The organism is Allorhizobium undicola ORS 992 = ATCC 700741 (genome assembly GCF_000621665.1).
GTDB classification, from domain to species: Bacteria; Pseudomonadota; Alphaproteobacteria; order Rhizobiales; family Rhizobiaceae; genus Allorhizobium; species Allorhizobium undicola.
Genome location: NZ_JHXQ01000017.1, coordinates 38,862 through 54,641 on the forward strand (window position 1 = coordinate 38,862; position 15,780 = coordinate 54,641).

The following is a 15,780-nucleotide window of genomic DNA, read 5'->3' on the forward strand; positions in this document are numbered from 1 at the left end:
TGGCTGGAGCCGATTTTTACGCATTCATCGGGAGGTTGAGCCGGGGCACCCAGAGATGGGTGGTACAGTTCACGAAAGATTTTAAGGAGCCATCTTCGAAGAGGTTGAGGGCAGGAATTGGAGTGTCTGCCCTCAGACCATTTGCTCCGAAGTTGGCTGATTTTCATATTCGGGAGGATAAAATGGTACCGCACATTCGCCGCCGGACATTGCTGGCAGCAACCGCGACAGCTGCGCTGTCCGCCGGCATTTCCCTTTCTGGTTCCACGCAGGCGGCAGGTCAGGCCGGGGCCGGGCAAGCTCAATCGCCCGGCGCTCGTGTCCGTTGGCTGGATGGCACAGCACCCGTTGTGGATGAGGGGCAATGCTGGGGGCAGGCATGGCCAAGGGGAACACGCTATGCCAAGGACGGCTATAGTCTGGTGACGGAAAGCGGTGCGGTGGCAGGTCTGCAAAGCTGGCCGCTGGGATGGTGGCCGGACGGTTCGATCAAGTGGACCGGTCATGCGGCTGCGGCAGGCACGGTGCCCGCAATCGGCGGCGTTGTTCAGCCCGGCCTCGTCCAGCCCGACGTCGCAGCAGCCAGTGCCTCCTTGCGCGTCGAAAAGGGCGAGGGTGTTACGGTAAACTGTGCAGGTGTGGTTTGGCATGTGCCGGGCCGTGGACCTGCGCTGATCCGTTCGGCCACGATCGGCAGCAATCATGTTCTGGCGGAGATCGCTCTGGTGGCCACGGCCCAGGATCAGCCTGATGACGAGGCGGGGGCGGTGAGCCGCCGCACCGCTTACGAAAGCCATATCGAAACACTGGTCGTAGAACAGGATGGGCCGCTGCGGGCAGTGCTGCGGCTTGAAGGCAACCACCGCGACGGCGAGGGGTCAGGCTGGCTTCCTTTCTCTCTTCGGCTTTATTTTCATGCCGGGTCGCAATGCGTACGCATTGTCCATAGCATGATTTTCGATGGGGATCCGGCCAAATCGTTCATTCGCGGATTGGGCCTGCGCGGGCAGGTTCCCATGCGGGGCGCCCTGCATGACCGGCATATCCGGTTTGGCGGGGAAAATGGTGGCCTGTGGGCAGAAGCCGTGCGGCCTTTGACGGGCTTGCGCCGTGACCCCGGCAAGGAGTTTCGCGCGGCGCAGATCGCCGGTCGGGCAACGCCCGATCTGGCAAGCATGGCGCCCAAGGTGCGCGATGTCTTGCAATATGTGCCCGCCTGGGGTGATTTTACCCTGTCCCAGCCTAATAGCGAGGGCTTTACGATCCGCAAGCGCACCGCTGAAGGGCATGGCTGGATCACGGCAGATACGGCAGGCCGCGCACCGGGCCTTGGTTACTGCGGTTCGCCGCAAGGGGGCGTGGCCTTTGGCCTTGGCGACTTCTGGCAACGCGCGCCGGTTCGTCTGGACATTCGCAAGGCAGGGAGCGACATGGCGGATTTTACCATGTGGTATCACGCACCCGATGCGCCGCCCATGGACATGCGTTTTTATCATGACGGGCTGGGCGAGACGAATTATTACCTTCAGAACAAGGCGCTGGATATTACCTACGAGGATTACCAGCCCGACTGGGGCACGCCGGTGGGCATTGCGCGCACGACGGAGTTTCGCATCTGGGCGCTCGCCGCGACACCTTCTCGCGACGATCTGGCCAACATGTCGGCGCTGGTGGCCAAGCCTCCGCGCCTTGTTGCAGACAGTGCCTCCCTTCAGGCTGCCGGGGTGTTCGGCATCTGGAAAGCGCCCGACAGGGCAAGTCCGGCGCTGGCGAAGATCGAGGACCGCGCCCGCAACGAGATCGACTTCTATCTCGGACAGATCGAGCAGCGCCGCTGGTACGGATTTTGGGATTATGGCGATGTCATGCACAGCTATGACAATGATCGGCATGTCTGGCGCTATGATATTGGTGGTTTTGCCTGGGATAACAGCGAGCTGTCCACCGATCTCTGGCTCTGGTATTCTTATTTGCGGACGGGACGGGCGGATGTGTTTCGCATGGCCGAAGCCATGGGCCGCCACACCGGCGAAGTGGATGTCTATCATACCGGCCGTTTCAAAGGCCTCGGCACCCGCCACGGCGTTCAGCATTGGGCTGACAGCTCCAAGCAGCCGCGCATTTCCAACGCCGCCTATCGGCGTATCTATTATTTCCTGACCGCAGATGAGCGGGCTGGCGACCTCATGCGGGAGTTGCTGGGGGCCGAGGAGCGCTTGGGCGACATCGACATCGAGCGCAAAACGGCGGATGTCGAGGCACCGGGCGGCACCCGGCCCCGTCCTCCGGCGGGACAGGTGGAAATGTCGTTCGGCTCGGTTTGGGGTTCTCTGGCCTCGGCCTGGCTTGCGGAGTGGGAAAGAACGGGGGACACACGCTGGCGTGACAGGCTGGTGGCAGGCATGGAGTCCATCGCGGCATTGCCGGATCAATGGTTTGCGGGCACGGGGTTTTATGAGCTGGCCAGCGGTCGTTATCGCAGCCAGGTGCGTGGCGTGGATATTGCCCACCTCAACGGCGCGTTCGGGGTGTTCGAGCTTCATGCCGAGTTGCTGGAGCTTGTGGATGTGCCTGCCTATCGCGAGGCATGGCTGGATTATTGCGAATATTACAATGCCTCGGCCGAGGACTTCCAGCGCAAGACCAAGGCTGAGTGGAAGCCGCGGGGCCTTCGCCAGGGTCATGCCCGGTTCACGGCCTATGCGGCGGTCATGCGCAAGCGGCCTGATCTGGCGAAACGCGCCTGGGAGGAATTTGCCAGTCAGGGTGACAGGCCCGACCGCGTGGCCTCCAACCCCGCTTCGCGCAAAGCTGGGAACTCCGTGTTGAAGCCGGTGGATGAGATCGTCGGGATTTCCACCAATGATGCCGCCCAATGGGGGTTGAATGCGATACAATTGACGGTGCTCATTCCCGAAACGGCGACCTGATAGCCGGTTGAGTGCCGGGTCTGCGGCGAGAGCCGCAACGGGACAAGAGAGTCTGCTCCGCTTTTGAGTCAGCAGTTTTCGATCAGGTGGATATGCACCGGAGTAATCAGGGAGGCGGGCGGTTGTTCTGCCCGCCCGAAATGCGCGCCCAGCGTTTCCACGGCTGTGCGCACCTCCTGGACGGGATCCTGATCGATGATGGCGTCGATCAGGCCCGCCTTCAGCAGGCTTCGATATTCCGGTGTCAATTCGTGGGTGATGAAGACGACATCCTGACGCCCAAGCGCTTTGAGAGCCTCCACCACCGGCTGTGCGCCTGCCGATGCATTGTAGACGCCGCGCAGCGACGGATTGCGGCGCAGGGCCTGATAGACAAGTTCCCCAGCGCGTTCGCCCTGTTCAAGGCTTTCCTGCACCGCTTCCATATGGCAGGCCGGGTGCCGCTCGCGCAGCACAGCCTGAAAACCGCTGACGCGCTCCTGTTGGCCCACCATGTTGAACATGCCGGCAATGGCCATGACCGCGCCGCCTTCACGGCCCAGAAACCGTCCCATCAACGTTCCGGCCAGCCGTCCGGCGCTGTAGTTGTCGGGGCCGATATAACGGTGGCTTTCAAGGCCCGGCATGTCCGTCGCCAGCGTAATGACCGGCTTGCCCGCTTCGGTGAATACGGAAAGCGCTGCCGCAATATCGGCGTCATAGGCGCTGACAATGACAATTCCATCATGATTAGCGGCAAGTCCGGTAATGCGGCGCGCCGTCTGCCCGCCGCGGGCGGGATCGATGTGGTGCAGGCGAAATTGCATGTTGAACTGCGGATAGCTGCGATTTGCCTGTTCGAAGCCGCGCTGTATCGCGGCGTGAAAGGGATTGGAGGGGGGCTGCGTCATCACGGCGATCCGCAGCGTCCGCGCGGCACGCTGATTGAGGGCGCGGTCAAGGCCCAGCTGTCTTGCCGCCGCCAGCACGGCCTTCTCGCGGGCTTCGGTCACGCCGCCGCGATTGTTCAGCACCCGATCGACCGTGGAGGCGGAAACGCCAGCGAGCCTTGCGACGTCGCTTGCCGTAGTCTTGCGTGCCATATGTGCGGATCCCATGGAAAAAATTTGAAGAGATTTCTTCAAGAATGCCGTTTTTTCCGCCCTGCGGCCAGCCTATTTTGCCACGCAAGGGTAAAAGCATGATCCGGCCGGAGTGAGATGAGGACCGGCAAGATTATGCTTCTACAAGAAAACCTTACAGCGCCGTACGTTTTATCAAACGCACAAAGGACGCTGTAACACTTTAAAGCTGCTGCATAATTTTCACCTTAAATCGATTCCGATTTAAGGAATTATGCAGTAGGGCGCCGATCTCTTTCAGTCAGATCGAAAAGCGCCCTAAATACCGGGAGGAGTATCCATGATCGAACTTGCCTTGTTTGGCGCTGGCCGTATCGGCCAGGTCCACGCACTGAACCTTGCCGCCCTTCCTGATGTGCGGGTGAAATATATTATCGATCCTTTCGCCAATGCCGCCTGCGAGGCGCTGGCTGCCAAAATCGGCGCCCGCCTCGTCGATGCCGACACCGCCTTTGCCGATCCGGCGCTGACGGGTGTGGTGGTGGCAAGTTCCACCGATAGCCACGCCGATCTCTTGCTGCGGGCCGTGGCCGAGCGCAAGGCGATTTTCTGCGAAAAGCCCATCAGCCTTGATTTTACCACGGCGGAAACCGTGGCGAAGCGCGTCGAAGCCTCGGATGTGCCGGTCATGCTCGGCTTCCAGCGCCGCTACGATCCCAATTTCCGCGCCGTGCGGGAGCGTATCGCTGGCGGAAGCAGCGGCAGGCTGGAACAATTGGTCATGCATACCCGCGATCCCGGCCCGCCGCCGGTGTCCTATGTGAAAGTCTCCGGCGGCATGTTGCGCGATCAGGCCATCCATGATTTCGACCAGGCGCGCTATATGAGCGGCGAAGAGATCGTTTCCGTCTATGCCGTCGGCAATTGCCAGATCGACAGCGCAATTGGCGCGGCTGGCGATATTGACAGCCTGCTGGTGACGATGCTTACGGCTTCCGGCACGATGATCCAGATGTCGAACAATCGTCGCGGCCCGCTTGGTTACGACCAGCGGCTGGAAGCCCATTGTGCCCGTGAGGTTCTGTTCATCGACAATCGCCCGCAGACGGATATTCGCATCGCCAGCAGCGCGGGCGAGTTGCGCGCCCAGCCGATGGATTATTTCATCAGCCGTTTCGAAGCCGCTTATCGCAGCGAGATGGTGGATTTCATCGCCATGATCCGCGATGGCGCCAAGCCGCTGGCCACCATTCGCGATGGCCTTGAGGCGCAGCGTCTGGCGGAAGCCGCGCTGGTATCGATTGCATCCGGCGCGCCGGTGCGCCTGTCTGCCGACTGGAAACCCTGAGCGAGATTTCAACGTGAACACAGCAAAGCTTCCCGCAGGCGTGCGCCTTGGCGTTTCGCCCCTGTCCTGGACCAATGACGTTCTTGAAGAACTGGGCGGCCATATTCCGCTGGAAACCTGCCTTTCCGAGGCAGCCGGGAATGGCTTTTCCGGCATCGAGCTTGGGCGCAAGTTTCCACGCAAGGCCGAAGAGCTGAAGCCGCTTCTGGACAAGCATGGCCTCTCGCTGGCATCGGGCTGGTATTCCGGCTTTCTTGCCGAGCGCGAGGTGGATGCCGAGATGGCCGAGGTGCGCGACCATGCGGTTCTTCTCAGAGAGATGGGCACGAATGTCATGGTTTACGGCCCGGTGGGCCGCATGGCGCCGGGCGCGGCGCTTGATCTTCCCATGTCGAACCGCGTTACGCTTTCGATCGATGAAGCCAATGTCTATGCCGACCGGCTGAAGGAATTTGACCGGAGGCTTGAGGGCGAATACGGGCTCAAACTTGCCTATCATCACCATCTTATGATGGTGCTGGAAACCTTCGACGAAGTGTCGCGGGTGATCGAACGCGCCCGCTGCGGACTTCTGGTGGATACCGGCCATGCCTATGCCGGTGGCTTCGATTACCAGCTGCTTTTCGAGCGTTTCGGCGATCTCGTCACCCATATCCACCTCAAGGATGTGCGGGCCGAAAGGCTGGCCGAGGTTCGCTCCGGCGACAAGACCTTCAACGAGGCGGTGCGCTCCGGCATGTTCACCGTTCCGGGCGACGGGGCGGTTGATTTTGCGCCTGTCGCGGATTTCGTGCGCAAGAGTGGTTATCGCGGCTGGCTGATCGTCGAGGCCGAGCAGGATCCGACAAAGCCCGAAGCCGAACCCAGGGCCGCCACGGCCCGCGCCTTCAACCACATCACATCGCTGTTTTGAGGAACATCATGAGCAAGACTTTGAATATCGGCCTGATCGGTTCCGGCTTCATGGGGCAGGCCCATGCGGATGCTTTTGCCCGCGCCCGGCTGCTTTATCGCAACCTTCCCGCCATCCCGCATCTCTACATGCTGGCCGATGCCAATGAAAGCCTGGCGGCGGATGCGGCAGCCCGTTTCGGCTTTGAAAAATCCACCGGCGACTGGCGCGTGCTGGTCAACGATCCGGCAGTGGACGTGGTGGACATCACGTCTCCAAACTCCTTCCACTATGAAATGGCCATGGCCGCGATTGCCGCCGGTAAGCATGTCTATTGCGAAAAGCCGCTTTCCGTGACCCTGCCGCAGGCAGAAGAAATGGCGGCTGCGGCAAAGGCCAGGGGCGTGAAGACCATGGTGGCCTTCAACAACGTCAAGACGCCTGCGGCAATGCTCGCCAAGCAAATCATCGATCGCGGCGATATTGGAACGCCGATGCGCTTTCGCGGCTGGTTCGATCAGGGCTTTTTCAATGATCCCGATCTGCCGTTTTCATGGCGTTGCACCCGCAAGGATGCCGGTTCCGGCGCGCTCGGCGACCTTGGCAGCCACGTGATTTCCGTGGCCCAGTATCTCATGGGCGATGTGGAAAGCACCATTGCCCAGACGCAGACCTTCTTCCCCACGCGACCCGTTCCACAGGGTGGTTCCGGTTATGGCGCGGCAGCGGCTGCCGACGCGCCGCGCGCCACGGTGGAAAACGAAGACCAGATCCAGGCGCTGATCCGCTTCCGCTCCGGGGCGGGCGGCACCATCGAGGCAAGCCGCGTTGCGGCTGGCAAGGTTTTCGGTATTTACTGGGAAGTCTCGGGAACGGAGGGCACGATCATCATGGATGGCGAGCGCTTCAACGAGTTGAAGATTTCCCGTTTTGGCGATCCCAAGCCGGATCGTGGTTTCAAGACCATCTATGCCGGATCGCAGGTGCCGCAGTTTTCCGGCTTCTTCGGTTTCGATTTCGCAGGCGGCGGCCTTGGCTATTTCGATGTGAAGGTCATCGAGGTCTTCGATCTTCTGCAAGGCATTGCCAATGAAGCCGATTGCTATCCGAATTTCGACTTCGGCCTCCAGAACGAACGGATCATCGATGCGATGGAGCGCAGCGTTGAAACCGGCGCCTGGGAAAAAGTCAACGCTTGAGAGGAGACAGGGTCATGAGCTTTCCGGCATCCTTGCCCGCATCCCGCATTCCCTCGCCCATGGAGGCCCCGGCTCTGCGCTGGGGCATTCTCGGAACCGGCTGGATTGCCAGCCAGTTCATTCGCAGCGTCAAGGCCCATACCCGCCAGATCATCGCGGCGGTCGGCTCCCGCAACGCGCAGACGGCAGCCGCTTTCGCGCAGACCCATGAAATCGCCGGTGCCCATGGTTCCTACGAGGCGCTGGTCAATGACGCGGCGATCGATGTGATCTATGTGGCGACGCCGCATAATTTTCATCATGAGCATGTTCTGCTTGCGCTCAACGCCGGCAAGCATGTTCTGGTGGAAAAGCCCATGGCCCTCAATAAGGCACAGGCTGACGAAATGGTGGCATTGGCCCGGTCGAAAGGGCTGTTTTTTGCCGAAGCGCTATGGACCTTCTTCCTGCCGAAATTCGATGTGATCGAGCAGATTATTCAGGCTGGCGTGCTGGGAGATATCCGCTCGGTCTATACCGAATATGGCGAATATCTGCCGACCGATCACCGGCTTTTCGATCCACGGCTTGCAGGTGGCCCCTTGCTAGACCTTGGCACCTATCCGGTTGCCATGATCGCCAGGCTGATGGGTGCCCCGGCGCAGGTGGTGGGTCTTGGGCAGGCCGATCCCAGCGGCGTGAACGGCCAGTTGGCGGTTGTCATGACGGATGCGGCGGGCAACCTCGCCACCATGGGCACATCGCCCTATGGATTTACACCGACAAATGCGGCTATCGTCGGCTCCAAGGCCACCATCCGCTTCATCAGCGAATTCAATCTTCCCGGCCCCTTCGAACTTCGCTCCCGCGACGGCGATGTGGTGTTGCGTTACGAGGAGCCCTGTGGCCGCCATTTCGACGGCCTTTACTATGAGGCTGCCGAAGTTGCCCGCTGCATTGCCGCCGGCAAGACCGAAACGCCATGCAGGCCGCTCAACGGTTCGCTGGACACCATGGCGGCGCTCGATGCCATCCGCCGGGCTGTCGGAATTGATTTCGCGGCTGCGGGCCTGAAAGAATAGGGTATCGCGTTCTCATGCCAGGGGTCATTGAAGGGCCCCTGACATGTCTCGGAAAACGGGCCTATTTTTCCTTCAGATGACCGTAGAAGGTGTCGCTGCCATAGGCCTTGCGGAAGTGGCCGGCTTGCGCAAGGCGCGGGATCAGCTCATTCATGCTGCGATGCAGGCAGTCCACCGACCCGCCGGGCAAGGTGACGAAGCCGTCTATCGCGTCTGCCTCGCTCCATGCCGTAATGGCGTCGAAGGCATCGTCTACCGTGCCGATCACCTGCCAATGGGCAGAGCCAATCACTTCGGGCCGCTTCAACAACTCTCCCAGCCGTGGTGTGTCCCGCTCGATTGCCCGCAGCAGAAGGTCAAGATGCGTGCGGCTGCGCGGCTGTGACGGCAGTGGCGGCAGGTCGGCGAGGGTCACGGGGCGGTCATCCGGCCAGTCTGTGACCTCAAGGCCGGTCATGGCCTTGAGATTGGCCATCGCCTTCACGCGGGCCGTGCGCTGATGGGTTTCGGCGAACAATTCCTCGGCCTGACGGCGCGTTTGGGCGAGGTAAAGGCTGAGTCCCGGAAGAACGAGAATATCGTCGGCGGAGCGGCCATGGGTTTCTGCGCGGGCGCGCAGATCGCGGCGCAGATCGATGGCGGCCTGCATGTCCGGTGCGGAGGCAAACACGGCATCGGCAACCGAGGCGGCAAAATCGCGCCCGGCGGGCGACGCGCCAGCCTGGATCAGAGGCAGTGGCGCGCGATCATATCCGGGCAGGGTGAGCGGCCCCTTGACGTTGAAGAATGAACCGCGATGATCGATGGGCTGCACGCGGCGGCTATCGGCGTAGCGGCCTCCCGTCCGGTCGCAGACAATGCTGTCGGCGGGAAAGCTTTGCCACAAATGCCGGACGATTTGGGTAAATTCGGCGGCGCGGGCATAACGCTCCTCTGCACTCGGCATGGTCTCGATACCGAAATTGTCATTGCCATCGAGGGCCGTCACGATGTTCCAGCCGGTTCGCCCCTTGCTCAGCCAGTTCAGCGACTGGATTTGCCGGGCAACGATATAGGGCGGGAAGAAACTTGTGGAGACCGTAGAAAGCAGGCCAATATGGCTGGTTTCACGGCTCAGCGCGGCCAGAAGCACGGTAGGGTCCATGCTGGTGAAACCGGGGCCGTTTTCCAGCGCGGCGGCGGAGAGAAAAAGCGTATCCGGACGAAACACGAAATCCAGGTGGGCAGCTTCGGCGCGGCGGGCGACATCGACATAGAAATCGCTGTCGAGCAGGTGTTCCACACGGCTGTCCTGCCGCCGCCAGCCGTCGCCGCTCAGCCATGTCGGGGCCAGCGACATGCCGATGTGAAGCTTTCTGTGCGACATGGAAACTCCTCCTGCAATGCAACGGCCGGTGGGAATGGCAGCCTGAATGAAACCGTTTCAAATGCTGCTTCTATTCCTCCACTTTACGAAGGTGCAAGCGCCTTTCGCGGACCAAATGCCGCACGCTGCACTAACCCGACTGCGGCGTGAACCGGGCGAGGACGGCGTGCTGGTCGCCGGGATAGGTGAAACGAACGAAGGTAACGGCATCCTGCTCGTTCCAGGTTCGCCGTTCCACCACAAGGCAGGCCGCGTTTCGTGCAAGATTGAGGCGGGCCGCCATGGTCCTGTCGGGAGAAATGGCACGAATCCTGTGTTCTGCCGCGCTCCACGGCACTTCCATGCGCAGCCACTGGCCGGGCGCGATGCGGCTGAAATCAGCCTCTTCAGCCTTTGGCACGATGTCGAGATTGATCAGGCGGTATTCGTGGCAAAAAGGTGCTCCGCCAGCCGTGTGCAGGCAGGAAAGTTCGAGAAGCCTTGTTTCGCCATTGGCTTCAAAATCGCCATCTTCTGCCTCTCCGCCGAGGCACAGGCGACGGGAAAGCAGTTGCAGGCCATAGGCACGGTTCAGCGAGCGGACTTCCGCTTCGATGTCATGGATTTCCAGGACAGCCGAGTGGACCTTTGGCTGGGCCACGAAGGTACCGGATTTCTTGCGCCGCTCCACCAGCCCGGCTGCGGCCAGCCGTGTCAGCACCTTGTTCACCGTCATGCGCGACACATCGTAGGATTTCGCCAGTTCCACCTCGAAAGGAAGGCGGAAACCGGGGGGCCATTCACCGGAGAGAATGCGCTTTTCGATGTCGCCCAGGATCTGCTGGTGCAGGGTGGCGGCGGGTTGTGGGCTATCTGTCATCTGGCGGTCCATTGCGTGGTGTCAGCCGGTTTATCCCAAACCGGCCACCAAGTCTTGCATTGCCCTGTGGAAGTCGCGGGCAATGGAATCGCGGCGAACGTGGCGGCCCTTTCTGACCTGCGCCTTGCCATGCACCCAGACCGTATCCACGCTGACGCCCTCTGCAAAGATCCACTGATCGAAAAGTCTCTCCGGTGCAAGATAGGCAAGTGCGGTGCAATCAAGCGAAACAAAGTCGGCGGCGGCGCCGGGGGCGAGATGGCCCGCACCCTGAAGGGCGCGGCTGCCACCGTTGATCGCCTCAGAAAACAAACGTTCACCGGTTGACTGGCCGGGCGCGGCAATGACATTGCGCGAGCGCAGATGCAGGCGCTGCGAATATTCGAGCTGGCGCAATTCCTGCGGCAGGGAAATCAGGATATTCGAATCCGACCCGATGCCGAATTCGCCGCCTTCCCGCAGGAAATCCGGTGCCGGGAAGGTGCCATCGCCCAGATTGGCTTCGGTGATCGGGCATAGTCCGGCAAGGGCCTTGCGGCGGGCCATGGCCGTGGTTTCCGCCTCGTTCATGTGTGTGGCGTGGATCAGCGCCCAGCGAGCGTCCACGGGTGCGTTGTCGAGAAGCCATTCCACCGGCCTGCGGCCAGACCATTGCAGGCAATCCTCCACTTCCCTTTGCTGCTCGGCCACATGAATATGCACCGGCCCGTTTTGAGCCAGCGGCAGGATTTCGGCAAGCTCTTCAGGGGTGACAGCGCGCAGGCTGTGGGGTGCGATGCCAAGGCGCGCTTCCGGCAGCGGGGCAAGCAGGCGGCGGCAGCGCTCCATGAGCCGGGCAAAGCTTTCCACCGAATTGATGAAGCGGCGCTGGCCATTGGCGGGTTCCATGCCGCCAAATCCCGCATGGGCGTAGAAAACCGGCAGCAGGGTAAGCGCAATGCCGGTCTGGCCCGCTGCGGCGGCAATTCTGTAGGAAAGCTCGCCAATATCGGCAAAGTGCGCCCCTTGCCGATCATGGTGGAGGTAGTGGAATTCGCCCACCCGCGTAAAACCGGCCTCCAGCATTTCCATGTAAAGCTGGCAGGCCACGGCGTGCAAATGCTCCGGCGAAAAGCTTTGCGCCATCTCATACATGACCGTGCGCCAGCTCCAGAAACTGTCCTGTCCGGGGCCGCGCATTTCCGCAAGGCCAGCCATGGCGCGCTGGAAGGCGTGGCTATGCAGATTGGCCATGCCAGGCACGATCACGGCGTGGCACTCGTCGGTGTCCTGCGGCGCCTGATTGGCCAGAAGCTGTGCGATCCGGCCGTTTTCTATGCCGATGCGCAGATTTTTCACCCATCCCTTTTCGAGAAAGGCTGCACCAGCATGGATGGTCTGCATCTGTTTGTCTCCTTATGCCCGGCCGCAACAATCGTAAAAATGCGGTTGCCAAGTGATTTTTATGTATATACATGTTTTTGCCGAAGGGAAGCCAAAAAGGGAGCAACGAGATGGATGCCGGGTTGACGATCCTGCGCAATGGGCGGCTTGCGACGCTTGCCCGATCTCACCCCGGACTGGGCGTGATCGAGCGCGCCGCGGTGGTCATCTCGGATGGACGGATCCTTTATGCCGGGCCGCAGGCCGATGTGCCGCGGGCATCGTCTTCCGGGGCTTGCGTCATCGATCTTGAGGGCCGGTGGGTCACGCCGGGGCTCATCGATTGCCACACGCATCTCGTTCACGGAGGAAATCGCGCGCGGGAATTCGAGATGCGGCTCAAAGGGGCAAGCTATGAAGAGATTGCGCGGGCCGGCGGCGGTATCGTTTCTTCGGTTGCGGCCACCAATGCGCTGACGGTGGAAGAGCTGGTCGGCGAGGCGCTGCCGCGTCTCGATAGGCTGCTAAGTGAAGGTGTCAGTACCGTTGAAGTCAAATCGGGTTACGGGCTTTCGGTCGAAAATGAGCTGAAAATGCTGCGGGCCGCGCGGGCGCTCGAGCATTTCGCGCCGGTGCGCATCGTCACCTCCTGGCTTGCCGCCCATGCCACGCCCGCTGAATACAAGGGCCGCAATGGTGACTATATAACCGATGTGGTCATTCCCGGCTTGAGGCTTGCCCACACGCAAGGGCTGGTGGATGCGGTCGATGGCTTTTGTGAAGGCATTGCCTTTTCCCCTGCCGAAATCGCACGGGTTTTCGATGTCGCCCGTGAGTTGGGCCTGCCGGTGAAGCTTCATGCCGAGCAATTGTCGAACCTCGGAGGCGCACGCCTTGCCGCCTCTTATGGCGCGCTTTCCGCAGATCATCTGGAATATCTGGACGAAGACGGCGTGGCGGCCATGGCGGACGCCGGAACGGTTGCCGTACTGCTGCCCGGCGCTTTCTACGCCCTCAACGAAACGAAAAAGCCCCCGGTCGCGGCACTTCGCAAGGCGGGCGTGCCGATGGCTATCGCGACGGATTGCAACCCCGGAACCTCGCCGCTGACCTCGCTTTTGCTGACGATGAACATGTCCGCCACCCTGTTTGGCCTGACGGTGGAGGAATGCCTGGCGGGCGCCACGCGGGAAGCGGCGCGGGCTCTGGGACTTCTCTCCGAAACCGGCACGATCGAGGTGGGAAAATCTGCCGATCTTGCCATCTGGGACGTCGAAAGCCTTGCCGAGCTTGTCTATCGCATCGGCTTCAACCCCCTTCATTTGCGTGTCTTCAAGGGACAAAGGATTGCATCATGACGATCACCCTCATGCCGGGGCAGGTAACGCTGTCGCAGCTCATGGCCATCTATTGGGATGGCGAAGCAGCCGTGCTGGATGCCTCGGCGGATGCCGCCATTATCCGGGCCGCCGGGCGTATCGCTGAAATCGCGCGCGGCAACGTCCCGGTCTATGGCATCAATACCGGCTTCGGCAAGCTCGCCTCCATCAAGATCGACGCTGCCGATGTCGCGACACTCCAGCGCAATCTCATCCTGTCGCATTGCTGCGGCGTGGGGCAGCCGCTGGCTGAAAATGTGGTGCGCCTGATCATGGCGCTGAAGCTGGTGTCGCTCGGTCGCGGAGCCTCCGGTGTGCGGCTGGAACTGATAAGGCTCATCGAGGCCATGCTGGACAGGAGCGTGACGCCGGTCATTCCGGAAAAGGGGTCTGTCGGCGCCTCCGGCGATCTTGCGCCCCTTGCCCATATGACCGCGGTGATGATGGGGGAGGGCGAGGCATTTTATCAGGGGCAGCGTCTTTCCGGCGGCGAAGCCTTGAAGCGGGCCGGATTGCAGCCGGTGGTGCTGGCGGCCAAGGAGGGGCTGGCGCTGATCAACGGGACGCAGACCTCCACGGCCCTGGCGCTTGCCGGCCTGTTCCGTGCCCATCGTGCAGCCCAGACGGCGCTGATGACTGGTGCGCTTTCCACCGATGCCGCCATGGGTTCTTCCGCGCCCTTCCATGCCGATATTCACACGCTGCGGGGCCACAAGGGCCAGATCGATGCAGGCAATGCGCTACGCCGTTTGCTGGAAGGCTCACAGATTCGCGAAAGCCATGTGGAGGGCGATGAGCGGGTGCAGGATCCCTATTGCATTCGCTGCCAGCCGCAGGTGGACGGGGCCTGCCTGGATCTCATCCGTTTTGCCGCCCGCACGCTGGAGATCGAAGCCAATGCGGTGACGGACAATCCGCTGGTGCTTTCCGACAATTCAGTGGTGTCCGGCGGTAACTTCCATGCCGAGCCGGTGGCTTTTGCCGCCGACCAGATTGCAATTGCCGTGTGTGAAATCGGCGCGATTTCGCAGCGGCGCATAGCCCTTCTGGTCGATCCGGCGCTGTCTTACGGCCTGCCCGCCTTTCTTTCGAAAAAGCCGGGGCTCAATTCCGGCCTGATGATCGCCGAAGTTACCTCTGCGGCGCTGATGAGTGAAAACAAGCAGATGGCGCATCCGGCCTCTGTCGATTCCACGCCCACCTCTGCCAATCAGGAAGACCATGTCTCCATGGCCTGCCACGGGGCGCGGCGGCTGTTGCAGATGACGGACAATCTCTTCGCCATTCTCGGCATCGAGGCGCTATGCGCCGTACAAGGCGTTGAGCTGCGCGGGCCGCTTGCGACGAGTGCCGAATTGCAAAAGGCCATGGCCGTGCTGCGCCGGGCCGTACCGACGCTGGAAGAAGATCGCTATATGGCGCCCGATCTTCAGGCGGCAGCAGAACTCGTCGGTTCCGGCGCGCTGGTTGCAGCCGTAACACCGGGCATCCTGCCGGTTCTGGAGAGCTGACATGGCCGTTTTCGAACTGGTTCAGGGCTCCTCGCCGGTCATTCTCGCCTTTCCACACACCGGAACGCTGGTTCCGCCGGAAATATGGGAAAGGCTGAACGACAATGGCAGGCTGCTGGCCGATACGGATTGGCATATCCACACGCTTTATGCCGGTCTGTTGCCAAATGCCACCACGCTGCGCGCCACCTTTCATCGCTATGTGATCGATGCCAATCGTGACCCTGAGGGCAAGAGCCTCTATCCCGGCCAGAACACCACCGATCTTGTGCCGAACACGGATTTCGATGGCCTGCCGATCTGGAAGGAGGGGGCCGCTCCGGCTGAAGGAGATATTTCCGCCCGGCTGGAGGCTTTTCACCGGCCTTATCACGCCGCTCTTGCCGCCGAAATCGAACGTGTGAAAGCGCTGCATGGCGTGGCTGTCGTTTATGATTGCCATTCGATTCGTTCGCTCATTCCCTTCCTGTTCGAAGGGCGGCTGCCGGATTTCAATATCGGCACCAATTCCGGCGCAAGCTGCGATGGCGCTATCGAAGACGCGGCTTCCGGCGTGGCGCAAACGGCAGAGGGTTTTAGCGCCATCGTCAATGGCCGCTTCAAGGGCGGCTGGACGACGCGCCATTACGGCTGCCCGCAGGAGGGTGTCCATGCAATCCAGATGGAGCTGAGCCAGAAGTCGCATCTGGCCACTGAAACCCCGCCTTTTGCCTATGACGCTGCCAAGGCGGAAAAGCTTCGTATCTATCTCCAGGCCATTTTGACGCGCATCGAAACTGCTGCAATGGCCCTTACATCCAAGGGGGAATGAC

The 15,780-nt window shown here is 61.3% G+C and carries 12 protein-coding genes; 8 read left to right on the forward strand and 4 right to left on the reverse strand.

Annotated elements, in window-relative coordinates:
* Window positions 1–182: 182 nt before the first annotated feature.
* Complete coding sequence (locus tag T424_RS0114590; RefSeq protein ID WP_027488392.1) at window positions 183–2,930, forward strand: exo-rhamnogalacturonan lyase family protein; 2,748 nt, start codon at window positions 183–185, stop codon at window positions 2,928–2,930.
* A 68-nt stretch (window positions 2,931–2,998) separates the two neighbouring features.
* Here the strand turns inward: T424_RS0114590 and T424_RS0114595 are convergent, their stop codons facing one another.
* The gene (locus tag T424_RS0114595) at window positions 2,999–4,012 is read right to left on the reverse strand and encodes a LacI family DNA-binding transcriptional regulator (protein ID WP_037067837.1); all 1,014 of its coding nucleotides are present in this window, start codon (window positions 4,010–4,012) and stop codon (window positions 2,999–3,001) included.
* A gap of 319 nt (window positions 4,013–4,331) precedes the next feature.
* On the opposite strand from T424_RS0114595, the gene T424_RS0114600 reads away from it, so the two are divergent.
* From T424_RS0114600 to T424_RS0114615, 4 genes are read left to right on the forward strand one after another with little or no spacing between them, the layout of a single operon-like run.
* Window positions 4,332–5,339 (forward strand): Gfo/Idh/MocA family protein, encoded by a 1,008-nt coding sequence (locus T424_RS0114600; RefSeq protein ID WP_027488394.1) that lies wholly within the window; start codon window positions 4,332–4,334, stop codon window positions 5,337–5,339.
* 13 nt (window positions 5,340–5,352) lie between these two features.
* Window positions 5,353–6,252: a myo-inosose-2 dehydratase gene (iolE, locus tag T424_RS0114605; RefSeq protein ID WP_027488395.1), complete on the forward strand. Its 900-nt coding sequence runs from the start codon at window positions 5,353–5,355 to the stop codon at window positions 6,250–6,252.
* An 8-nt stretch (window positions 6,253–6,260) separates the two neighbouring features.
* The gene (locus T424_RS0114610) at window positions 6,261–7,430 is read left to right on the forward strand and encodes a Gfo/Idh/MocA family protein (protein ID WP_027488396.1); all 1,170 of its coding nucleotides are present in this window, start codon (window positions 6,261–6,263) and stop codon (window positions 7,428–7,430) included.
* 14 nt (window positions 7,431–7,444) lie between these two features.
* The gene (locus T424_RS0114615) at window positions 7,445–8,491 is read left to right on the forward strand and encodes a Gfo/Idh/MocA family protein (RefSeq protein ID WP_027488397.1); all 1,047 of its coding nucleotides are present in this window, start codon (window positions 7,445–7,447) and stop codon (window positions 8,489–8,491) included.
* Window positions 8,492–8,552: 61 nt separating this feature from the next.
* Here T424_RS0114615 and T424_RS0114620 read toward each other — a convergent pair whose 3' ends face one another.
* The 3 genes from T424_RS0114620 to T424_RS0114630 form a co-directional block, all read right to left on the reverse strand.
* The gene (locus T424_RS0114620) at window positions 8,553–9,857 is read right to left on the reverse strand and encodes an NtaA/DmoA family FMN-dependent monooxygenase (RefSeq protein ID WP_027488398.1); all 1,305 of its coding nucleotides are present in this window, start codon (window positions 9,855–9,857) and stop codon (window positions 8,553–8,555) included.
* Between the two features lie 130 nt (window positions 9,858–9,987).
* Window positions 9,988–10,716 (reverse strand): histidine utilization repressor, encoded by a 729-nt coding sequence (gene hutC, locus T424_RS0114625; RefSeq protein ID WP_027488399.1) that lies wholly within the window; start codon window positions 10,714–10,716, stop codon window positions 9,988–9,990.
* A 30-nt stretch (window positions 10,717–10,746) separates the two neighbouring features.
* On the reverse strand, window positions 10,747–12,099 hold the full coding sequence (locus T424_RS0114630) for a formimidoylglutamate deiminase (RefSeq protein WP_027488400.1): 1,353 nt from the start codon (window positions 12,097–12,099) through the stop codon (window positions 10,747–10,749).
* Window positions 12,100–12,209: 110 nt separating this feature from the next.
* On the opposite strand from T424_RS0114630, the gene hutI reads away from it, so the two are divergent.
* From hutI to hutG, 3 genes are read left to right on the forward strand one after another with little or no spacing between them, the layout of a single operon-like run.
* Complete coding sequence (gene hutI, locus T424_RS0114635; RefSeq protein WP_154664929.1) at window positions 12,210–13,436, forward strand: imidazolonepropionase; 1,227 nt, start codon at window positions 12,210–12,212, stop codon at window positions 13,434–13,436.
* Window positions 13,433–14,968: a histidine ammonia-lyase gene (hutH, locus tag T424_RS0114640; protein ID WP_027488402.1), complete on the forward strand. Its 1,536-nt coding sequence runs from the start codon at window positions 13,433–13,435 to the stop codon at window positions 14,966–14,968. Before hutI ends, hutH begins: the two co-directional genes overlap by 4 nt.
* A gap of 1 nt (window position 14,969) precedes the next feature.
* Complete coding sequence (gene hutG, locus T424_RS0114645) at window positions 14,970–15,779, forward strand: N-formylglutamate deformylase (protein ID WP_027488403.1); 810 nt, start codon at window positions 14,970–14,972, stop codon at window positions 15,777–15,779.
* Window position 15,780: the final 1 nt, after the last annotated feature.